17 protein-coding genes are annotated in these 19,669 nt (G+C 68.4%); 9 read left to right on the top strand and 8 right to left on the bottom strand.

Annotated features, from left to right (window positions below; genetic code table 11):
* The first annotated feature begins 2 nt into the window (after positions 1-2).
* Positions 3-818, top strand: a complete 816-nt coding sequence (locus MKK51_RS15590) for a transporter substrate-binding domain-containing protein (RefSeq protein WP_243978996.1) — start codon at positions 3-5, stop codon at positions 816-818.
* Between the two features lie 162 nt (positions 819-980).
* Here the strand turns inward: MKK51_RS15590 and MKK51_RS15585 are convergent, their stop codons facing one another.
* On the bottom strand, positions 981-2,051 hold the full coding sequence (locus MKK51_RS15585) for an NAD(P)H-dependent flavin oxidoreductase (protein ID WP_243978741.1): 1,071 nt from the start codon (positions 2,049-2,051) through the stop codon (positions 981-983).
* 426 nt (positions 2,052-2,477) lie between these two features.
* Between MKK51_RS15585 and MKK51_RS15580 the strand changes: the two genes are divergently transcribed.
* Positions 2,478-4,157 carry a lysine--tRNA ligase gene (locus MKK51_RS15580; protein ID WP_243978740.1) on the top strand — a complete coding sequence of 560 codons (1,680 nt, stop codon included), beginning with the start codon at positions 2,478-2,480 and terminating at the stop codon, positions 4,155-4,157.
* A gap of 195 nt (positions 4,158-4,352) precedes the next feature.
* Here MKK51_RS15580 and MKK51_RS15575 read toward each other — a convergent pair whose 3' ends face one another.
* From MKK51_RS15575 to MKK51_RS15545, 7 genes are all read right to left on the bottom strand, one after another.
* Entirely contained in the window at positions 4,353-5,216 is an 864-nt protein-coding gene (locus MKK51_RS15575; RefSeq protein ID WP_243978738.1) for an SDR family oxidoreductase, read from the bottom strand.
* A gap of 4 nt (positions 5,217-5,220) precedes the next feature.
* Positions 5,221-5,400, bottom strand: a complete 180-nt coding sequence (locus MKK51_RS15570; protein WP_243978730.1) for a DUF1328 domain-containing protein — start codon at positions 5,398-5,400, stop codon at positions 5,221-5,223.
* 48 nt (positions 5,401-5,448) lie between these two features.
* Positions 5,449-6,819 carry a chloride channel protein gene (locus tag MKK51_RS15565; RefSeq protein WP_243978728.1) on the bottom strand — a complete coding sequence of 457 codons (1,371 nt, stop codon included), beginning with the start codon at positions 6,817-6,819 and terminating at the stop codon, positions 5,449-5,451.
* Between the two features lie 235 nt (positions 6,820-7,054).
* Complete coding sequence (locus MKK51_RS15560; RefSeq protein ID WP_243978727.1) at positions 7,055-8,473, bottom strand: deoxyribodipyrimidine photo-lyase; 1,419 nt, start codon at positions 8,471-8,473, stop codon at positions 7,055-7,057.
* Between the two features lie 440 nt (positions 8,474-8,913).
* Positions 8,914-10,011: a TRAP transporter substrate-binding protein gene (locus MKK51_RS15555; protein WP_243978725.1), complete on the bottom strand. Its 1,098-nt coding sequence runs from the start codon at positions 10,009-10,011 to the stop codon at positions 8,914-8,916.
* Positions 10,012-10,122: 111 nt separating this feature from the next.
* Positions 10,123-11,244 carry a branched-chain amino acid ABC transporter substrate-binding protein gene (locus MKK51_RS15550; RefSeq protein WP_243978995.1) on the bottom strand — a complete coding sequence of 374 codons (1,122 nt, stop codon included), beginning with the start codon at positions 11,242-11,244 and terminating at the stop codon, positions 10,123-10,125.
* Between the two features lie 248 nt (positions 11,245-11,492).
* The gene (locus MKK51_RS15545; RefSeq protein ID WP_243978723.1) at positions 11,493-12,662 is read right to left on the bottom strand and encodes a polysaccharide biosynthesis/export family protein; all 1,170 of its coding nucleotides are present in this window, start codon (positions 12,660-12,662) and stop codon (positions 11,493-11,495) included.
* Between the two features lie 291 nt (positions 12,663-12,953).
* On the opposite strand from MKK51_RS15545, the gene MKK51_RS15540 reads away from it, so the two are divergent.
* The 7 genes from MKK51_RS15540 (at position 12,954) to MKK51_RS15510 (ending at position 19,575) form a co-directional block, all read left to right on the top strand.
* Positions 12,954-14,255, top strand: a complete 1,302-nt coding sequence (locus MKK51_RS15540; protein WP_243978721.1) for an alpha/beta hydrolase — start codon at positions 12,954-12,956, stop codon at positions 14,253-14,255.
* 41 nt (positions 14,256-14,296) lie between these two features.
* A complete protein-coding gene (locus MKK51_RS15535; RefSeq protein WP_243978994.1) occupies positions 14,297-14,788 on the top strand; it encodes a gluconokinase in 492 nt (163 codons plus the stop codon).
* 18 nt (positions 14,789-14,806) lie between these two features.
* Positions 14,807-15,634 carry a Cof-type HAD-IIB family hydrolase gene (locus MKK51_RS15530; protein WP_243978720.1) on the top strand — a complete coding sequence of 276 codons (828 nt, stop codon included), beginning with the start codon at positions 14,807-14,809 and terminating at the stop codon, positions 15,632-15,634.
* Between the two features lie 226 nt (positions 15,635-15,860).
* The gene (locus tag MKK51_RS15525) at positions 15,861-16,772 is read left to right on the top strand and encodes a transglycosylase SLT domain-containing protein (RefSeq protein WP_243978718.1); all 912 of its coding nucleotides are present in this window, start codon (positions 15,861-15,863) and stop codon (positions 16,770-16,772) included.
* Between the two features lie 431 nt (positions 16,773-17,203).
* Positions 17,204-18,160: a helix-turn-helix transcriptional regulator gene (locus MKK51_RS15520; protein ID WP_279601175.1), complete on the top strand. Its 957-nt coding sequence runs from the start codon at positions 17,204-17,206 to the stop codon at positions 18,158-18,160.
* A gap of 219 nt (positions 18,161-18,379) precedes the next feature.
* Positions 18,380-19,240 carry a serine O-acetyltransferase gene (gene cysE / locus MKK51_RS15515; RefSeq protein ID WP_243978714.1) on the top strand — a complete coding sequence of 287 codons (861 nt, stop codon included), beginning with the start codon at positions 18,380-18,382 and terminating at the stop codon, positions 19,238-19,240.
* Between the two features lie 122 nt (positions 19,241-19,362).
* Positions 19,363-19,575 (top strand): DUF3126 family protein, encoded by a 213-nt coding sequence (locus tag MKK51_RS15510; protein WP_027173107.1) that lies wholly within the window; start codon positions 19,363-19,365, stop codon positions 19,573-19,575.
* The last annotated feature ends 94 nt before the right edge of the window (positions 19,576-19,669 follow it).

Here is a 19,669-nt window from a genome sequence, read left to right as displayed (position 1 = left end):
CGATGCTGGTCTCGGGTTGGCCGGCGGCGGCGCAAGACGCGACGTCGCCGAGGGTGACGATCCCGAACTTCTGGAACCCGCGCAGCCGCCTCGAACGGATCGAAGCGCCGCAGACGGCGCGCGCCGTCCGCTTCCTCACCGACGACGAATTTCCGCCCCTGCATTTTGCCGGCCCCGACGGCGCGCCCACGGGCTTCGTGGTGGAACTCGTCCGAGCGGTGTGCGAACGCCTGTCGCTCAGCTGCACGATCCAGGCGCGTCGGTTCGATACGCTGCTCGATGCGTTGGCCGAGCGGCAGGGCGATGTGGTCGCGGCCGCGATCCCGCTGACGCCGACCCTGCGCAGCCGCTTCCTCGCCACCCGCCCGTATTTCCGCTGGCCAGCCCGCTTCGCCGCCCGAACGGACAAGGGCCTGCCCGCCCCCTCGGCCAAGGCGCTGGCGGGCAGATCCGTCGGCATCGTCGCGGGAAGCGCGCACGCGGCCTATCTCAAGACGTTCTTCCCCCAGGCGGAGGCGCGCGACTTCACCGACCTCGCCACGGCCGAAGGCGCGCTCCGGCGCGGCGACGTAGATTACGTCTTCGCCGACGGGCTCAACCTTGCCCTATGGATCGGCGGCATCGACTCCTCGAATTGCTGCGCGCTGGTGGGCGGCGACTACCTGGAGAACCGTTATTTCGGCGAGGGCATCGGCCTCGTCACCCGTCGCGAGGATACGGCCCTCTCGCGCGCCCTCGACGAGGCCCTGCAACGTCTCTGGGACGAGGGGAAATATGCCGAACTGTATCTGCGGTTCTTCCCCGTCAGTCCGTTCTAAGAGTGCTTCACGAAACTTCCGGTCTCGGTCGGCTCTCGCTCAGAGCAGGACGGCGCAGCGGGAGTTTGCGAAGGATACGGATTCGCCGGCCCCTCCCCATCGGGGTGTCGGGCTAGAGCAGTTTCTTCACGCGAGCCGGCATCCACCTCGCTTGAAAATGATCTAGCGGCGGATCCTCAGCATCCCGCGCGCTTCCTCCGCCAGCCGCAGGGTCAGGTCCGCAGCCCCGGTTTCCCGCGCCAGGGACGCCGCCTGTCCCGACCAGAGGGGCGAGAAATCGCCTGAGCCTGCAGCCTCCGCGCGCTGGCGCAGGGGCTGAAGCGCCACGGCGGCGGAGGGAAAGGCGGGCGCCTCGGCGTTCACCGGGCCGAGCTCCGCCATGGCGCGGTTGACGAGGCCGCGGGCGGGGCGGCCGGTGAACACGTTGGTGAGCGCGGTATCCTCGTCGCGGGCCGCCCGGAGGGCGGCGAGATGGACGGGCGAGATGCCGGCTTCCGGGCAGAGGAGGTAGGCCGTGCCGACCTGGACAGCGGACGCGCCGAGCGTGAGGGCGGCGGCGACCCCGCGCGCATCGGCGATGCCGCCCGCTGCGATCACCGGCACGCGCACGGCGTCCACCACCTGCGGCACCAGGGAGAAAGTGCCGACCTGCGATGCGAGGGCATCGGTGAGGAACATGCCGCGATGACCGCCGGCATCGGCCCCTTGCGCGATGATCGCGTCCACGCCGCAGGCGTCGAGCCAGCGCGCCTCGCGCACCGTCGTGGCGGACGAGACGACGAGGCAGCCCGCCTCCCTGACGCTACGGAGCAGCAGGTCGTCGGGGAGCCCAAAGTGGAAGCTGACCACCGCCGGGCGCAGATCCTCCACGACGGCACACATCGCCTCGTCGAAGGGCGCGCGATTGGCCATGGCGACCGGCGCCGCCGGGTCGAGGCCGAGTTCACGATAATAGGGGGCCAGCCGTTCCAGCCATGCGGCCTCGCGGGCCGGATCGGGGGAGGCCGGCCTGTGGCAGAAGAAATTGAGATTGAACGGACGATCCGTGCTCCGGCGGATCGCCGCGACCTCGCTGCGCACCTGTTCGGCGTTCAGGGCGGCACAGGCCAGCGACCCGAGGGCGCCGGCGTCCGAGACGGCGGCCGCGAGCCCGGCGCGCGGCCCTACCATCGGGGCCTGCACGATGGGATGATCCAGACCGACGAGATCGAGGATGCGTCTATCGGGCCACATGGTACGGATTCCTTCCGGCCGGGGACGACGTGTCTACACCATCGAAGCAGGACGACGTTCACCCTCGGCGCAACCTCGTCCGGTTCGGCGAGCGACGGGGCGGCGTCCTCCTTCCGGATGATGCGGTGCTCAATGCGGGTGTCATTCGCGACGGTGACGAGGGGATCGTGCCTGTCCGCTGGATACGCCGGGAGCGGGCCGCGGCACGGTTCCCGCCCGTCTCGATCGTCGCCGGGGTCAGGGCTGCGCGGCTGCATGAGGCGCCGGGCATGAAAGCCCGGTTTCCGGCGACCTCAGCCCCAGCCTCGCCGTCGACCCGCACTGCCCCTCCGCGTTGACCCTCCCCGGCCCGCTCCCTAGGGTGCCGGACCGAATCCGGCCGGTTCCGGCCTTCCCGTGTCTTCTCGCAGAATTGACGCCAATTCCATGTCCGCCCCGCCCGTCTCGTCCCCGCTCACCCTCGACCCCGCCCTGGTGGAAGCCGCCGCCCATGCGGCCGCCTGGCCCTTCGAGGAGGCGCGCAAGCTCGTGGCGAGGCTCGAGCGCAAACCCAAGAGCGAGGTGCTGTTCGAGACCGGCTACGGGCCGTCGGGACTGCCGCATATCGGCACGTTCGGCGAGGTGGCGCGCACCTCCATGGTGCGCCACGCCTTCCGCGTGCTCACCAACGACAGCGTGCCCACCCGCCTCATCGCCTTCTCGGACGACATGGACGGCCTGCGCAAGGTGCCGGACAACGTGCCGAACAAGGCGATGCTGATCGGCGCCCTCAACCAGCCGCTGACCCGCGTGCCCGACCCGTTCGGCACGCACGAGAGCTTCGGCGCCCATAACAACGCGGAGCTGCGCCGCTTCCTCGACGCCTTCGGCTTCGACTACGAGTTCCGCTCGGCCACGGAATGCTACAAGGCCGGCCTGTTCGATACGGCCCTCCTCACGGTGCTGGAGCGCTACGAGGCCGTGATGGCGATCATGCTGCCGTCGCTCCGGGCCGAGCGTTCGGCGAGCTACTCGCCGTTCCTGCCTCTCCACCCGGAGACGGGAGAGGTGATGCAGGTGCCCATCGACGAGGTGCGGGTCTCCGCAGGCGCCCTGGTCTGGCGCGACCCGAAAACCGGCACGGCCTACGAGACCCCGGTCACCGGCGGCCACGCCAAGCTGCAATGGAAGCCCGACTGGGCCATGCGCTGGGTGGCGCTCGGCGTCGATTACGAGATGGCCGGCAAGGATCTGATCGACTCGGTCAAGCTGTCGGGCGAGATCGCCCGGGCGCTCGGCGGCGAGCCGCCGGACGGCTTCAACTACGAGCTCTTCCTCGACAAGGAGGGCAAGAAGATCTCCAAGTCGAAGGGCAACGGCCTCTCGATCGACGATTGGCTCGTCTACGGCACCGCCGACAGCCTCGCCCTATTCATGTACAACAAGCCGCGCGAGGCCAAGCGCCTGTTCGTTGAGATGATCCCGCGCCAGGTGGACGATTACCTGAACTTCCTCGAGAAGTTCCCCGGCCAGGAGCCGGCGCAGCAGCTCGGCAATCCGGTCTGGCACCTCCATGCCGGCCATCCGCCGGCGGCCGAAGCCGTGGGCAAGGGCGGCTCGCTGAATTTCGCCATGCTGCTCAACCTCGCGGCGGTGGCCAACACCGAGGATCCAGCGGTGCTATGGGGCTTCATCCGCCGCTACGACCCGGAGATCGGGCCGCGGACCCATCCGGTCCTCGACAAGCTGGTGGGGCACGCACTCGCCTATTTCCGCGATCTGGTCCGTCCGGCGAAAACCTACCGCGTTGCGACGGAGGAGGAGAGGGCGGCCCTCGCCGACCTGTCGCAGACGCTGGACGCCCATAAGGGCTCCACCGATCCGGAGGGGCTGCAGGCCATCGTCTACGAAGTCGGGCGCAGGCACTTCCCAGACCTGTCCGGCAAGGCCAAGAGCCCGGACGGCCGCCCCGGCGTGTCGCAGGCCTGGTTCACCACCATCTACAACGTGCTGTTCGGCGAGGCGCGGGGACCGCGCTTCGGCTCGTTCATCGCCCTCTACGGCGTGGCGGAAACGCAGGCGCTGATCGAGAAGGCCCTGTCCGGCGCGTTCGTGCCGGCCTCCTGACGCTCAGGGGGCCGGGTCTCGTCGCGGGATCGATGTCTCGCATTCCTGCCTATCACACCCTCATCCTGAGGTGCCGGAGCGGAACGGGGCCCTCGAAGGAGGCCCGCTTTTGCGGGAACTTCAGGATGAGGCCGCGACGGCGAGGTGCGGAGCCCTGACCCGCTCCTCGCGGCCCGGAGCCTTGAGCTCCTCATCCTATTCCGGCCGTCCGAGCTGCCGCAGGCTCAACGACCAGACCCGTTCCTGAAGGTCTCGGTCCCCGCCCGCCGCGGAGGTCGGGACGGAGCGGCATTTCGAGAAATACAGGCCGCTGACGCCCTCCACCTCCGGCGAGGTCGCCAGGTGCAGGGAGGTCGCCGCGCCGTCGGCGGGGTTGCTGAGGAAGGGTCGGATCAGCGACCAGCCGACGCCGAACCATCCCCCGGTGCCTGCGGCGAAGCCGCTGGCGATCACGCCCGGATGGAGGGAATTCACGGTGATTCCGGTTCCGGCAAGGCGCCGGGCGAGGGCGGCGGTGAACAGCACGTTGCCGAGCTTGGCTTGGGAATAGGCCTTGAGAGCCCCGTAACGACGCGCCCCGTCGATATCCCCGAGATCGATCCGGCCGCGCTTATGCGCCATCGAGGCGACGTTGACGATGCGGGCGGGCGCGCTCGCCTTCATCAGGTCGAGGAGCTCCAGGCTCAACTGCATGTAGGCGAGGTGATCGAGCGCCCAGGTGCGCTCCAGACCATCCACGGTGAGGTGCCGGGCATCGAAGATGGCGCCGGCATTGTTCACCAGCACGTCGAGGCGCGGATAGAGCGCGCGCACCTCGGCGGCGAGGCGCCTAACTTCCGCCTGCGACGAGAGATCGGCGAGGAACAAGTCGATCACGGAACCCGGCACCGCGTCGCGGATGCGGGACGCCGTCTCGTCGATACGACCGGCATCCCGGCCGACGATCCCGACACGGGCCCCCGCCCGGGCGAGGCCCAGGGCCGTCTCGCGGCCGATGCCCGAGGTGGCGCCGGTCACGAGACAGATCTTGCCGGGGATCGCCGGAGCGGGTGCGTTCATCGGTTCAGAAGATCATCTTCCCGGCGGCGACGGCGAGCACGACGATGATGATCGCGATCACGAGGAACACCCCGAACAGGATCCGCGACAGGGAGCGCGCGCCGGATGCGATGCCGGTGAAGCCGAGGCCGCCCGCCAGGAGCGAGATGACGAAACAGATGAGGGCCCATTTGAGGAGGGTCATACGCGCAAAACTCCAGCGTGCGGAACGACCGATAACCCTCCTGCCGGGTCAAGCGTTCCGCTCAAGCTTGCGCGACGACGCGGTGACGGGCGCGGCACCGGATTCGGCCTTCTCCAGGATGGTGGCGGCGAGCGCGTGATAGAGCCCTTCGCGGCAGATCAGTTTAGAGACCGCGTCGGCGATGAGGGCGGTGACCATGAGCGGGATCATCATCGCGTGATCCTGGGTCATCTCGGTGACGATGACGAAGGCGGTGATCGGTGCCTGCAGCGCGCCGGTGAGGTAGGCGGTCATGCCGATGAGCACGAGGGCGCCGATGGGCACGTCCGCGAAGAGGCCGTGCAGCCAGACGCCCATTCCCGCCCCGACGCTGAGGGAGGGGGCGAACAGGCCGCCGGGTATGCCGCTGATGGAGGAGAACACCGTCGCCAGGAATTTCAGCGGGGCGTAGGCCGGATGCCCGGTATCGGTGCCGTGGAGCATGGCGCGGGCCTCCTCGTAGCCGGTGCCGTAGACCGTGCCGCCGGAGGCGAGACCGCAGAGGGCGACGCCGAGCCCGCAGAGGGCACCGAACAGGATGGGATGGCGGCGTATAGCGCCCCCGACCCGGCCGGGCAGCCCCCTGGCGAAGAGGAGGGTGACGCGGCCGAACAGGCCGCCCGCGACACCCCCGAGCACGCCGAGGATCGCCACCGCGAGCCAGCCCGGGCCGAAGGGCAGGGCGGCCTTGGTGGTGCCGAAATAGGTGTAGTCGCCCTGGATCGCCAGCGCCGTCAGCCCGGCCGCGATCACGGTGGCGACGATGAGGCCGCTGGTCCGCGACTCGTAGGTCCGGCTCAGTTCCTCGATGCCGAAGACGATGCCGGCAATGGGCGTGTTGAAGGCGGCGGCGACCCCCGCCGCCCCGCCGGCGAGGATGACGCCCGGCAGACGTTCCGCATCGAGCCGGCCGACAGCGGCCATGATCGCGGCGCCGACCTGAACGGTCGGCCCCTCCCGCCCCGTCGAGGCGCCGCAGACGAGGCCCAGGGTCATGACCAGGATCTTGCCGAAGGCCGTCCTGAGGGAAACGAGGGCATTGCGGATCGCCGGATCGTCCGTATGGCGCGCCGCGATCACCTGGGGAATGCCGGACCCTTGCGAATTCGGGAACACCCGGAGGGAGAGCAGGATCGCGACGGCGAAACCCAGCGGCGTCAGCACCAGGGCGACGAGGGGGGAGGGCGAGACGATCCAGCGGAACACGACGTGCGCCCCATCCGCGAGCTTGGCCATCGCCACGGCGGCGAGCCCGACGCAGAGGCCTCCAAACAGGAACAGCAGACGCTGCCGCCACAGCGGCGCGGCAGCGGCGGCCGCACCGCGCAGGCGGTCCAGTCGCGTGCGCGGCGGAAAGGAAGGGGGAGCGGGGTCAAGCATGGTCGCCGGCCTGCGTAGAATTCGGACTCACGGCCACACGGGCGATCGGTCGTCGGATTGACGATACGCTCGTGAGCCGACCCCGTTTTTTTCGGGCTGTACTGCGCAGTCCCGAAAAGACGGAGAGGATCACGAGACGGTACGGCGCCCGTGCCGGCACGGGCTCGAAGCCCGAAGACACTCGCCAAGCAAGGCCCGCCACGCAAGGGCCGCCACGCAAGGCGCGTACCGGCCCTCAGCTCTTCTTGCGCGGTGTCTTTCCCGCCTTCTCCTCGGCTCGGCAGAGGTCGCCGACGGTCTCGAGATAGGCCTTGGCATCGAATTTCCTGAGCGAGTTCTCGCTCTGATAGCGGACCGTCCCGAAGATCGGACGGCGTGCCCAGGGGCGGTCGTGCAGGCCGTAGACCCAGGCGACGTTGGTGAAGGAATTGGCGTCGCGCCCGTCGAGGAAGTAGCGGTTGTTGAGGCGCAGGGTGCGTTTGAACCCTTCCTCCGCGCTCGGGGACCATTCGAGGATCTTCTTGCCCCAGTACATGCGCAGGTGGTTGTGCATGTAGCCGGTCACCCGCATCTCGGCCTGCGCCGCGTTCCAGTACTCGTCGTGGGTCTCGCCTGCGGCGAGCTGCGCCTCGGTATAGCGGTGCGGCCGCTCGTCGTCGGCGTGTTCGGCCAGGGCCTTTTGCGCCCAGTCCGGCACCGCGTGCTCGAAACTGTCGTAGCGCTCGGTGTAGTGGACATGGTTCATGGCGAGCTCCCGCCGCACCACGAGTTCCTCGAGATAGGAGGCCTTGTCCTCCGACGCGCCCGCCTTCGACGCCCGTACCGCCAGGGCGATCTCCACCGGCGAGATCTGCCCGAAATGCAGGTAGGGGCTCATATGCGAGGCGGCGCCGGCCTCGGGCCGGTTGCGGTCGTTGCCATAGGAGCCGAACGGCCCGGCCAGATAGGCCTTCAGGCGCCGGCGCGCCTCCGTCTCGCCGCCGGTAAAGCGCGTCACCGGGGCGACCTCGCGGTCGAGGCTCATCCCCGCCAGCACCGCCTCCGGGTCCGAGACGTCGATCTCGCTCTTCGGCAGGCCGCGCCCGGCCTTGTGCTTGACGGTCCTGGGCTTGAGGTCTTCCACGTACTCGTCGAGGAGCTTCAGGATCTTGGGACGCAGGGTCCGGGCTGCGTATTCGTGTTTGGGCGAAGCGGCCTCCACCGGCACCACCACGTCCCCCTCCACCTGGACGACGCGGGTCTTCACCGCCTCCACGATCTCTCGGTACCAGCGCTTCTGAATGGCGAGATAGCCGCGGTCGAGGACGAGGAGCGCCGCCTTGGCCGAGAGGTCGATGGCGATCTCGGCCGGGGACGCCTTGCGCATCACGAAATGGATGCCGCGTTCCTCCAGTCCCGCCTTCGCGTCGGCGAGCCCCTGCAGCAGGAAGGCGTAGTGGCGCGCATTGGCCTCGGGAAACCCGTTCGCGCCATCGAGCAGGCCGAAACACGCCACCACGGGGAGGCCGAGCCGGTTGCCCTCCTCGATGGCGAGTTCCAGGGCCGGGTTGAAATGGGCGCGGTTCGCCTGCTGCAGCAGATAGAGGACGTAGGAGCCGTCCGCATCCGATTCGGCGTCGTTCAGGTCCCGAAGTCGCTTCGCCTGTATCGCCATCGTGTGAAACCGCCCCTTTGCCGTCGAAGTTTGCTCTCCCGTCAGACGGGAATCGGAAATGAACGATCTCGTGATGCGAGGGCCAGGGAGGTGAAAGCATCAGAATTCGGGGCGACACGTCCAATGCAGACGCCATGCTTCCGAATGCGCTCGTCGCCTCACCTCCCATCAATAAGCAGGAAGACTGCGGCTGACCTTGCCCTGCGACATTTTCGTTACAGCGGGATTACGAAGTGTGCCGCCACACGAAAACAGATGGCTCCGTTGCACGAACGGCCTTGCATTTCCGTGTAGGACGCTCAGATTGTGCATTGCGGGAACGCGATGGCGTCGTGCTCCCGCTGCCCTTCTTGGGCGTTTCCTCCCTAGACTTCGGGCCGCTCTTCGGAGCGGCCTTTTTTCTGGCCGGAGCCACGCCGTGCCCATGAGCCACACCATGCTCATCCGCGGGCACGCGCCCGGATCATGAAATTGTCGTAGGTGTATTCCGCCACCTGAAACCAGAGATATTCCTCGTTTCTGAACGTCTTCATCGCCTCGTAGATGCGCTTGAAATCGGCGTTCTTGGCCGAGATCTCGGCATAGACGTCGTTGGCATGCTTCAGGGCCGTCTCCATGACGTCCTGGGGGAAAGGACGGAGCTGTGCGCCGGCGGCCACCAGGCGGCGCAGGGCGCGGGGGTTGCGCGCATCGTATTTCGCCAGAACCTCGGCATGGGCCTGCGCTGCGGCGGCCTGGAGGATGGCGCGATAGGCCTTCGGCAGGGCTTTCCACGCTTCGGCGCCGATCCAGAAATGCAGCATCGCGCTGCCCTCCCAGAACCCAGGGTAATGGTAGGTCGGCGCCACCTTCTGCAAACCGAGTTTCTCGTCGTCGTAGGGGCCGATCCACTCGGCCGCGTCGAGCGCCTTCGATTCGAGCCCGGCATAAATCTCCGGCCCCGGCATTCCCTGCGGCACGGCACCGAACTTCGCCAGAACCTGGCCGCCGAGTCCGCCGATGCGGATCTTCATGCCCTGGAGATCAGCGGCGCTCTTCACCTCGCGGCGGAACCAGCCACCCATCTGCGCGCCGGTATTGCCGCCGGGGAGGCTGACGAGCCCATGCTTGGCGAAGACCTCGGCGAACAGGTCGGCGGCTCCGCCCTGCAGCCACCACGCGTTCTGGCCGCGGGCATTGAGGCCGAAGGGCAGGGCGGTGGCCAGCGCGAAGGTCGGATCCTTCCCGCTGCCGAGAGTGGCCGGCGCATGCCCCATCTCCACCGTCGCCGCCGACACGGCATCGATCACGCCCTCGGCGGGCACAGGCTCTCCCGGCGAAAGCACCTGGATCTGGAAACGGCCGTCCGTCGCCTCCGCCACGAGGCGGGACAGGGTCTCGGGCGCGCCGAACAGGATGTCGAGGGATTTCGGGTAGTGGGGGGCCAGCCGCCAGCGGGTCTCGGGCATCGTCTCGGCTCGGGCCGCTCCCATCGACAGGGCGGCTGCACCGCCCAATCCGGCGGCGAGCAGGCTGCGGCGCGCAGGGTGTGAGGCCATGGAATCTCGCTTCACCGGTCTGTCGGTTCGTTCACGAACGAGGCAGGAGGCAAATCGATCCGATCATTCTCCCCGCGCACCATCCCTTCGGCCCTCGCCCGCCCGGCCGGGTCAGGGGGGAGGGGCATAGGTGAACGTGCCGTCCTTCCAGACATAGAGCACGTAGCCCTGCGCGGTGACATCGCCCTTTCCGTCGAATCCCACGGGACCGAGGACGAGGTCGAATCGCTCCGTATGGAGCGTGGCGGCGATGCGGCGCGCATCCGTGCTGCGGGCGAAGTTCCCTGCCTCCACCAGGGCCTGGAGGGCGGCGTAGCCATAGATCGTCGAGCCCTCCACATCGCCGCCCTCGGCCTTCAGCGCCTGGACCACGGCAGCCGCCTCCGGCTTGCGGCGCGGATCGAGATAGAAGGTCATGAGCACGCCGTTGCTGGCCGGTCCGGCCGCGGTGGCGAAATCCTGCGTGGCGATGGCGGAGGTGCCGAACCATTGCGGCCGGAAGCCCCGGTCCGCCGAGATGCGCACGAGGCGGCCCATCTCCTGGGCGTCGCCACCGTAATAAGCCACGGCGATGCCCGCATCCTTCAACCGGTCGGCGAGGGCGGCGTCGTCAGCGTCGCTGGCGACGAAGGCGGTCGCCAGGGCCTCGTTGATGCCGATCCGGTTGAGGTTGTCCTTCGTGGCGGCGGCCAGCGCCCGCGAACCGGGGCTCTGGTCGTTGAGGATCGCGATCTTCTTGTCGCGGAAGCGCTCGGCGAGCACGGTGGCGGAGAGCTTGGCCTGATCGTCGTCGCGCCCGCAGACCCGGAAGACGTTCGGCAAGCCGCGATCGGTGAGCTTGGCGGCGACGGAGGCGGCCGTGACCATGGTCATGCCATTGGCGGCATAGACTTCCGAGGCGGCGAGCGACGCGTTGGAACAGACATGGCCGACGACGAGGCGCACATCGCTCACCGCGTAATGCTTGGCCACCGCAACGGCCTTGTTGGAATCGCAGGCATCGTCCTGGACATCGAGCTGGATGGTCTGGCCGGCGAGGCCGCCCTTGGCGTTGGCGTCCCGCACCGCGGCCCGGACCCCGCGGAGGACCTGCTCGCCGACGGCGACATAGGCGCCCGATCGCGGCACCGCCACGCCGACCGTGACATCGGCTCGGGCGGAGGGAATAACGGAGAAAGCGGCTGAGACGACGACCAGGAGTCCGGAAGCGACCCTTCGCGGTGCGCCGGTCATCCGCCCCCGCAGGGCGCTGCGAACGACCCTGTTCGCCGGCCCGAAGCAGCGGGCCACCCGTCTCATCCTCATGTCGCCCCGCCCCAACGCCCGTCCGGCCCACTGAAAGACAAGCGAGCCCCGCGAGTGACCCCAGGGCACCCATGGCATCGCGGATGCCGTGCGGCAAGGCCAGCCAGAACGCAAGTCCCCCGGCCCGTCCGCCCAGCCCGGCGGCCCCGTCCCGATCCGCGACGATCGAGCCGGCTTCAGTCGAACGCGCCGCCGACGCGGACACCGGTCGTGATCGGCTGGGACGCGGCGGCGAAGACCGAGAGGACCTTCTTGATCTCGGTGAACGGCGCGTTCGAGACATAGATCATGTCGCGGTTGCGCATGCGGAACGCCTGGGTGAGGAACAGGCTGTTGGGGTCGCGCATGTCGACGCGGTAGACCACGGGCACCAGCGGCGTGCCGAGGAGCGGACTGCCGGGTTTGAGGCGCCGCACAACCGCCGCCGGCTCGAAGCGGAAGATGAAGGTCCCAGTCGGGTCGGCATCGACGTCGCGCTGACCGCGCGCCTTGGCCAGCGCCTGCGCCAGGGTGATGCCCTCGGCCTGGAACGGAATCTCCGTGGCCTGCCCCAAGGCGCCGACCGCGAGGAAGGTCTGCGGATCGCGCACCAGGGTGAGGTTGTCGTTGGGGCGCAGGTAGATGTTCTCTTTGGGGTTCGACACCACGGTCGTCAGTGGCACCGTCGCCGTCGTACCGCCCCGCGACAGGCGCACGAAGGTCTCGTTGACGGGCGTCTTCACCCCGCCGGCGGTGGCGATGACGTCGAGGATGCGATCGCCCTGGGTGCCGAGCGGGACGCGGGCACCGCCGACGGATTCACCCCCGACCGTCACCGATTGCGAGACCGCACGGGTCACGGTGACGATGACCTGGGGCTGGATCGCCTTGCCGGCGAGCTCGGTCTCGATCAGCGCCTGGACGTCCTGCGTCCGCCGCCCGGCCACCTGGATCCGGCCGGCATAGGGCACCGAGATGGCGCCATCGCGCGAGACGACCTGCTCGGGCAGCTGCGCCGCCTTGGACCCGGCGGAGAACGAATTCACGGTGAGCGGACCGGAGAACAGGCCGCCCGAACCCGCCTCGAACACCGAGACGGAGACGGCGTCCCCGACGCCGATCACGGATTCGGCCGGTGCGCGACGGTCGCCGAAGGATGCGAACAGGCTATCGAGGGAGCGCCCGCGCAGGGCCTCGACCACGGCGGCATTCATGTCGATGAGTTCGTAGCGGGCGAAGGTCCCTTCGCTCGTCGCCTGATCCGCACCGTCCACCACGGCCGTGGTCGACGGGCCGGCGGCGGGCAGGAAGGCGCCACATCCCGACACCGAAAGCGTGGTGATAAGGACGATAGGCAGAGTGCGCATGCAGTTTCGCCTGTCGGTTTCTCTCATCCGCTGCCTAAACCAAAGCCTTGTCACTGTCCGTGGCGGCCCGGTCACAGTGCCGTCCCGTCGGGATGCACGCAGCGGATCGTCCCCGCTACCCACATGCGGACCGTCCGGACCTGCCGTCGCGGCTTCGGGATGGAGGAGGTACATGGCTACTTGGCCGCATCCGCATCGTCTCGCTGCCGAAAGCGCTCGACGATGAAGGGATCACCATGCGAATTTCCCGGGATCACGAGCAGGGGGCACCTGCGCGGACAGCCGAGCAGGATGCCTTTGTCTGACACGATTCCCGACCGCCCTCCCGGCACATCCGCCGAGCGGCCCCGCGATGCCGGCTCCCGGGGCCCCGTACGGCGGCGGCACGTCTTCTATGTCCCGGGCTACGACCCGGAGGGGCGCACCCGCTACCGCATGCTGTTCGTCCGCGAGCTGACGCTCCATGCCAAGAGATTCGGTGAGCCCAAGCGCCGCCCCGGACGCGCGGTCATGGGCGCGGACGGCCTCTCCCAGCGCTGGACCGTGGCCGCCGAACCCGCAGTCGGCGGAGCGGAGACGAGCTACGACGTACTGCTCTGGGACGACCTCGTGCTTAAGGATTTCGCCCGCTGGCGCATCGTCAGCGTCCTGCTGCTGTTCCTCGGCAGCCTCCAGGCCGTCGTCTCCGGCATGATGGTGAAGTTCTACCGGCTGAACTGGAAATACGGCAACGTCATCCTCTATCCGCTCGTCCTGATCCTCCTCCTCACCCTCGTGAGCGGCCTCATCGCGCATCAGATCCATGCTCACCTGGGCGATGGGTTCGGACACAGCCTGAACTGGCCGGCCTGGGTGACGGTGCCGCTGGGACTCGCGGCCGGCATCGCCTGGATCAAGTCCCTCGACGTCCTGCTGGAACGCGCGTTCTTTTGGCAGTTGCTCAACGACTGGGTCTTCAACTGGCAGCACGGCCAGGGCTGGCGGCGCGACTACGAAACCCGCGTCGACGCCTTCGCCACCCTGGTGGTGGAGCGACTCGCGGCGTTCCGGGCGGAGGGTGTCGAGCTCGACGAGGTGCTGATCCTCGGCCATTCCACGGGCGCGCTCACGGCGGTGGAAATCGCCGCCCGCGTGCTCGCCGCCGATCCTGTGATCGGTACGGGAACGACGGCGTTCTCCCTGCTGACCCTCGGCTCGGGCCTGCCCATCGTCGCCCTGCAGAACGGGGCGCGCCGGGTGCACACGGACATCGCCAGCCTCGTCGTCTCGGACCGGATCGTCTGGGTCGATTATTTTGCCCCGCAGGACTGGATGAACTTCCCGGATTTCGATCCGGTGGAGCGCCTGCCCCTCGATCTCGGCGGCCGAGCCCCGCGCAACCCGCTGGTGCGCTCGGCCAAGTTCCGTGAGATCATCGACCCGGAGACCTACCTCAAGGTGCGATGGCGGCCGTTCCGGATGCATTTCCAGTTTCTCTTCGCCAACGATCGTCGCGGCGAGTACGATTTCTTCGCCGTGGCGCTCGGCCCGCAGCGCCTGCGGGACCGGGTGACCGGCCCCCGGATCGACACGGGCGCGGCGACCAAGCCTTGAGCACGGAACTGAAGACGGGCCTGCCCCGAATCATCATCGTGATGGGCGTCTCGGGCTCGGGCAAGAGCACGGTCGCCAGCCTGCTGGCCGAGCGCCTCGGGTGGGATTTCGTGGATGGAGACGCCTTCCACAGCCCGGACCACGTGGCCAGGATGCGGGCCGGCCACGCCCTCGACGATGCCGACCGCGCCCCCTGGCTGGCGGCGATGGCGGCCTGGATCGGCACCCGGCTGGAGACCGACCTGTCGGGCATTCTCGCCTGCTCGGCCCTCAAGCGGGTCTACCGCGATACGCTCATCCAGGGCCGCGCGGGCATCCGCATCGTCTATCTCGACGGCGACCGCGACCTGATCGCGGCGCGCATCGCCCACCGGACCGGCCACTTCATGCCGGCCGCCCTCCTCGACAGCCAGTTCGCCACCCTCGAACCGCCCCGCCCGGAGGAGGGCGCGCTGGCGGTGCCGATCCTCGGCAGCGCGGAGGCGATCGTGGCAACGATCCTGGCCGAACTGGGTTTGCCCCCCGACGATTGAGACGGCGCGGGACACAGCATGAAGTCGGGCCACCCCTCCGGCGATCGGCAGATCGCCTTCGTGATCTCCGATGTCGACGGAACCCTCGTCACCTCCGACAAGACCCTGACACCGCGCAGCCGGGACGCGGTCCGGCGCCTCGACGCGGCCGGCATCGGCTTCACCATCGCCTCCGCACGACCGCCGATGGGACTCACGTCGCTGATCGCCGAACTCGGCCTGCGCCACCCGGTCGGGGCCTTCAACGGCAGCACCCTGGTCGACCCCGATGGCACCGTCATCGCCGAGCATCTCATCCCGGAGGAGACGGCCCGCGAGGCGGTGCGGCTCTTCGGCGGACTCGGTCTCGACGTGTGGGTGTTCGCGCGGGGGCGATGGAACCTGCGCGATCCTCACGGTCCCTATACCGATCTCGAACGCCGGACCCTGCAGGCCGAGCCCACCTGCGTGGAGGATCTCGGTCCGCTCCTCTCCGTCGCGTCCAAGATCGTCGGCGTCAGCGCCGATACCGGTCATCTGGCCGAATGCGAGAGCCGGGTCGCCGAGGCACTGGGGAACGGTGCCGACGTGCATCGTTCGCAGGCCTACTATCTCGACGTGACGCCGCACGGGCGCGGCAAGGGGACATTCGTCGACGAGATCGCCCGCCGCCTCGGTGTCCCCCACGCACGGATCGCGACCCTGGGGGACGCCGCCAACGACGTGGCTATGTTCGCGCGCAGCGGGTTTTCGGTGGCCATGGGCAACGCGACGGAGGCCGTGAAACGGGCCGCTTCGGCGGTGACGGCGGGAAACGACGAGGACGGGTTCGCAAAAGCGGTGGACGAATTTCTCTTGACGCGCTGACGCGCCCACGTCGCCCCAGGCCGCCCGGCACGAGCCAGCCCTTTGGCGTTGCTCGCAGAATCGCCGGCCGAGGCGACAGCGAAGAGAGAGCGCCTGTGCCATGTGCGCCACAGCACAGAGAGAAACGGCTCCGCTTCCCCGCAATCATGGCGACGGAGCCGCCTTCCGGCCTCAATTGGCCCCGACCCTGGCCGTCAGATCAAGAACGACGCCACCGGGTCTCCGAATGAATCAGCGCCTCCTGCTCCTCGCCGTGGTTGCGGCCGTTCTGCCCGGCCCGGTTCTCGGCCAGGGCACTGCGGCCCGCGACAACATCGATGCGCTGATCGAGGAGCAGGCGAAGGCAAACGGCGTCCCGGCGAGCTTCGTGCACCAGGTCGTCAAGCGCGAGAGCAACTACAATCCCAATGCGCGGGGCGGCAGCGCCCTTGGTCTGATGCAGATCAAGCACGCCACGGCGCGCGGCCTGGGTTATCGTGGCGACGCGGCCGGCCTTTACGATCCGAAGATCAACCTGCGGTACGGGATCGCCTACCTCGCCGGTGCCTATCGCACCGCAAGAGGCAATATTCACCAAGCCTATACCTACTACAATCGTGGCTATTACTATGCGGGCAAGCGCCAGGGCACCCTGGTCGCCGGCATCGAGGAGACCACAACCGCCTCGCCGCAATCGGGTGTCGCCTTCGGCGACGTGTTCACCCGTGGCTTCGATGGACAGCGCAAAGCGCAGCCCGATGCAAACGTCATCGCCGCCGGCACGGCCCTCGCTTACGCTCCGAGCCTGACCGCTACCCCCATGCCGACCGAACTGGTGGAAGTCCCGCTACCGCCGCGTCGCCCGGCCGCCTTGTCCGGTCTCGCACCCGCCGTCGCGGAGATCGGTCCGGCCCATGCGCCGGCCATCACCCCCCAGGCCACGGCGCTCGCCGCACTGTCCGTGGATCCGGCTGCGCCCCGGACGGCTGCAGGGGCGGCCTCCGGCGAGATGACTCAGACGGAAACGGTCGAGGTCCCACTGCCTCCGCGTCGCCCCTCCGCCGTGGTCCTCGCCGCGGTAGGACGACCGATCGTGGCCAGGAAAGCGCCGACGCCCGGCACCATCATGGAAGCCTCGGCGCTCCCACCGAGCCAGTAGGTCTCCCAAGGCCGTCGGTACCGGACGCGCCTCCTCACCTGGTCGGCGGTCCTCGCTTCCTGACTTAAGCGTTATGTCCCCGCCGGGGACGAAGGGGTATCGCGTCTGAAATCAACCCGCACAGACCCTCCCTCGGTCATGCTGATTGCGTCAGAGACAACAAATGTCTCTCTTGCGTATGAGCGACGCCGACATCACATGGTGCAGCGCGGCATTCAGCGACCACGGCTTGCAAGATCGGGCTTCCAACCCGGGGCGTGAAGTGCAAGTCTTGGACATCGAGGCCAACGCTGGCGACGGTGAAGCCTAGGCGCGAGCCTGATCTTGGTCGAACGACCACCGAACGAAGGATCGCGATCGGCGCTCGGGAGCCTGCCGCAATCGATCTCGCCGGCACGAATTCGTGCCGGGTCCGGATCGCCCGGCGGGATATGGTGAGGTCATCAGCCTCCGGGACGGTCAGGTCCGGGACGCGAACACGGAAGACGGACGACGGCATGGCCGGCGCGGCTGAACAAGAATCGATTTTCCTGGCCGAACTCGGTCGGCGTGTCAGGCATGCGCGGACGGTGCGAGGCCTTTCGCGAAAACTCCTCTCCCAGACCTCGGGTCTGTCGGAACGCTACATCGCCCAGCTCGAGAGCGGGCAGGGCAACGTGTCGATCATCCTGCTGCGCCGCGTGGCGGATGCGATGGGCGTGCGGCTCGACGACATGATCACCGTGCAGGACACCCCGCCGGACTGGCACGTGATCCGCGACCTCCTCGCTTCGGCATCGGCGGAACAGATCACCCTGGCGAAGGGCATCCTGTCCGGCCATGCCACGTCCAGCGGTGACACCCCTATGCCGCGGGTGGCCCTGGTCGGCCTGCGTGGAGCCGGCAAATCGACCCTGGGTCGCCGGGTGGCCGAGCGCCTGGGCTGGACCTTCATCGAGCTCAACACCGAGATCGAGCGCGAGAACGCGCTCTCCGTGAAAGAGATCTTCGCGATCTACGGCCAGGAGGGGTATCGCCGCCTCGAACAGGCCGCCCTGCGCCGGCTGACCGAACATCCCGGCCCGATGATCCTGGCCACGAGCGGCGGCATTGTCGCCGAGCCCCTGACCTACGACCTCCTCCTCCAGGCCTTTTTCACGGTGTGGCTCCGCGCCAAGCCCGAGGAGCACATGCAGCGCGTGCGCGACCAGGGAAAACTCGCCACTACGGGCGACCATGCCTCCGCCATGCAGGAGCTGCGTGCCGTGCTGCTCAGCCGCGAGCCGCTCTATGCCCGCGCCCCGGCGGTGGTGGACACGTCCGACGTCCCTCTCGAAGAGATGATCGACCGGCTCGCCGCCGTGATCGATGCGCGTTTCGGATCGGCGGATTACCGGCGCAGTGCCTAACGGGCCATCGTTACGGGAAGATGCCCCTTGATACCGGGGATGCCTTTCCCCACGCTATGGACAGGGCGCGAGGGAACGGAGTGCTCCGTCCGCCCTTGACCTCGGGGAGAGTGTTCTCCCCTATCGGTTCCCGGCTAGGCCCGTCCGGACCCGGACGAGGCGATCCAGCCGTCCGGGCCGCGCCGCCCGCCATAGATATTCTGCATCGCGGAGGAGTCCATGTCCGCCAGCCCACTTTCGAATCCCGCGATCGGACACGAAGCCATCGCCGGGACCGTCGATCCGGTCTGGTCGCGCCTGCGCGGCGAGGCCGAGGCCGTGGTCCGCGAGGAACCGCAACTCGCCTCGTTCATCGTCGCGACCATCCTCAACCAGGCGACGCTCGAAGCGGCGGTGTCCCACCGCGTCGCCGCGCGCCTCGGCCATCCGTCGCTGCCGACGGAACTCGTGGCGCATGGCTTTCATGAGGCCATCGCCGCCGACCCGCGCATCGGCGACAGCTTCCGCGCCGATATCGGGGCGGTGTTGGATCGCGACCCCGCGGCGGCAAGGGCTATCGAACCCGTCCTGTACTTCAAAGGCTTCCACGCCATCCAGGCGCATCGGCTGGCGCATTGGTACTGGACCAGCGGTCGGCGCGACCTCGCGCTCTACCTCCAGAGTCGCTCGTCCGAGGTCTTCCAGACCGACATCCATCCGGCCGCTCGCATCGGGCGGGGCATCTTCCTCGACCACGCCACCGGCGTCGTCGTCGGCTCCACCGCCGTGATCGAGGACGACGTGTCCATCCTGCACGCCGTGACCCTCGGCGGCACCGGCAAGCAGGGCAGCGACCGCCACCCGAAGATCCGCCGCGGCGTCATGATCGGTGCCGGCGCCAAGATCCTGGGCAATATCGAGGTCGGCGAATATGCCCGCGTCGCCGCCGGCTCCGTGGTCCTGCGCCCGGTGCCCGCCCACACCACCGTGGTGGGCGTGCCCGCCCGCGTGGTCGGCACCGCCGGCTGCGCCGAGCCGGCGCGCGCCATGGACCAGTTCGTCAATATCGACCAGTTCATCCACATGGCCGACGGCATCTGAACCCGCCCGCCCGCGCTTGCCCATAACGAAGCGGCGTGGCAAGCGGTGCCCATCCGGGGGTACCCGATCGCTCGAAGCGAGTCCGGCCTCCACTGACCACCGATGAATCAAGAGGCGAACGCGTGAACAAGACCGACATCACGAAGGTCCAGGACTATATGCGCCGGACCTTCGCCAACACGAACATCCGTCTCGTCGCCCGGCCCAAGAAGGACGATTCCGCCGAGGTCTATATCGGCGAGGAGTTCCTCGGTGTGGTCTCCGTTGACGACGAGGATGGTGATCGGTCGTTCAACTTCGCCATGGCTATCCTCGACATCGATCTCGAAGACTGAAGCGCCTAAGGGCAGTCTGCCTCGCATCCCGCATCGCGCGCTGACTGAAGCCGCGATCCGCGCGACGCCCGGATGCACGTAGTTCTCCCTGTGC

The organism is Methylobacterium sp. E-045 (assembly GCF_022829685.1).
In the GTDB taxonomy this organism is placed as follows: Bacteria; Pseudomonadota; Alphaproteobacteria; order Rhizobiales; family Beijerinckiaceae; genus Methylobacterium.
The sequence above is the reverse complement of the archived record's forward strand: the minus strand, read 5'-3'. Positions and strand labels throughout refer to the sequence as shown.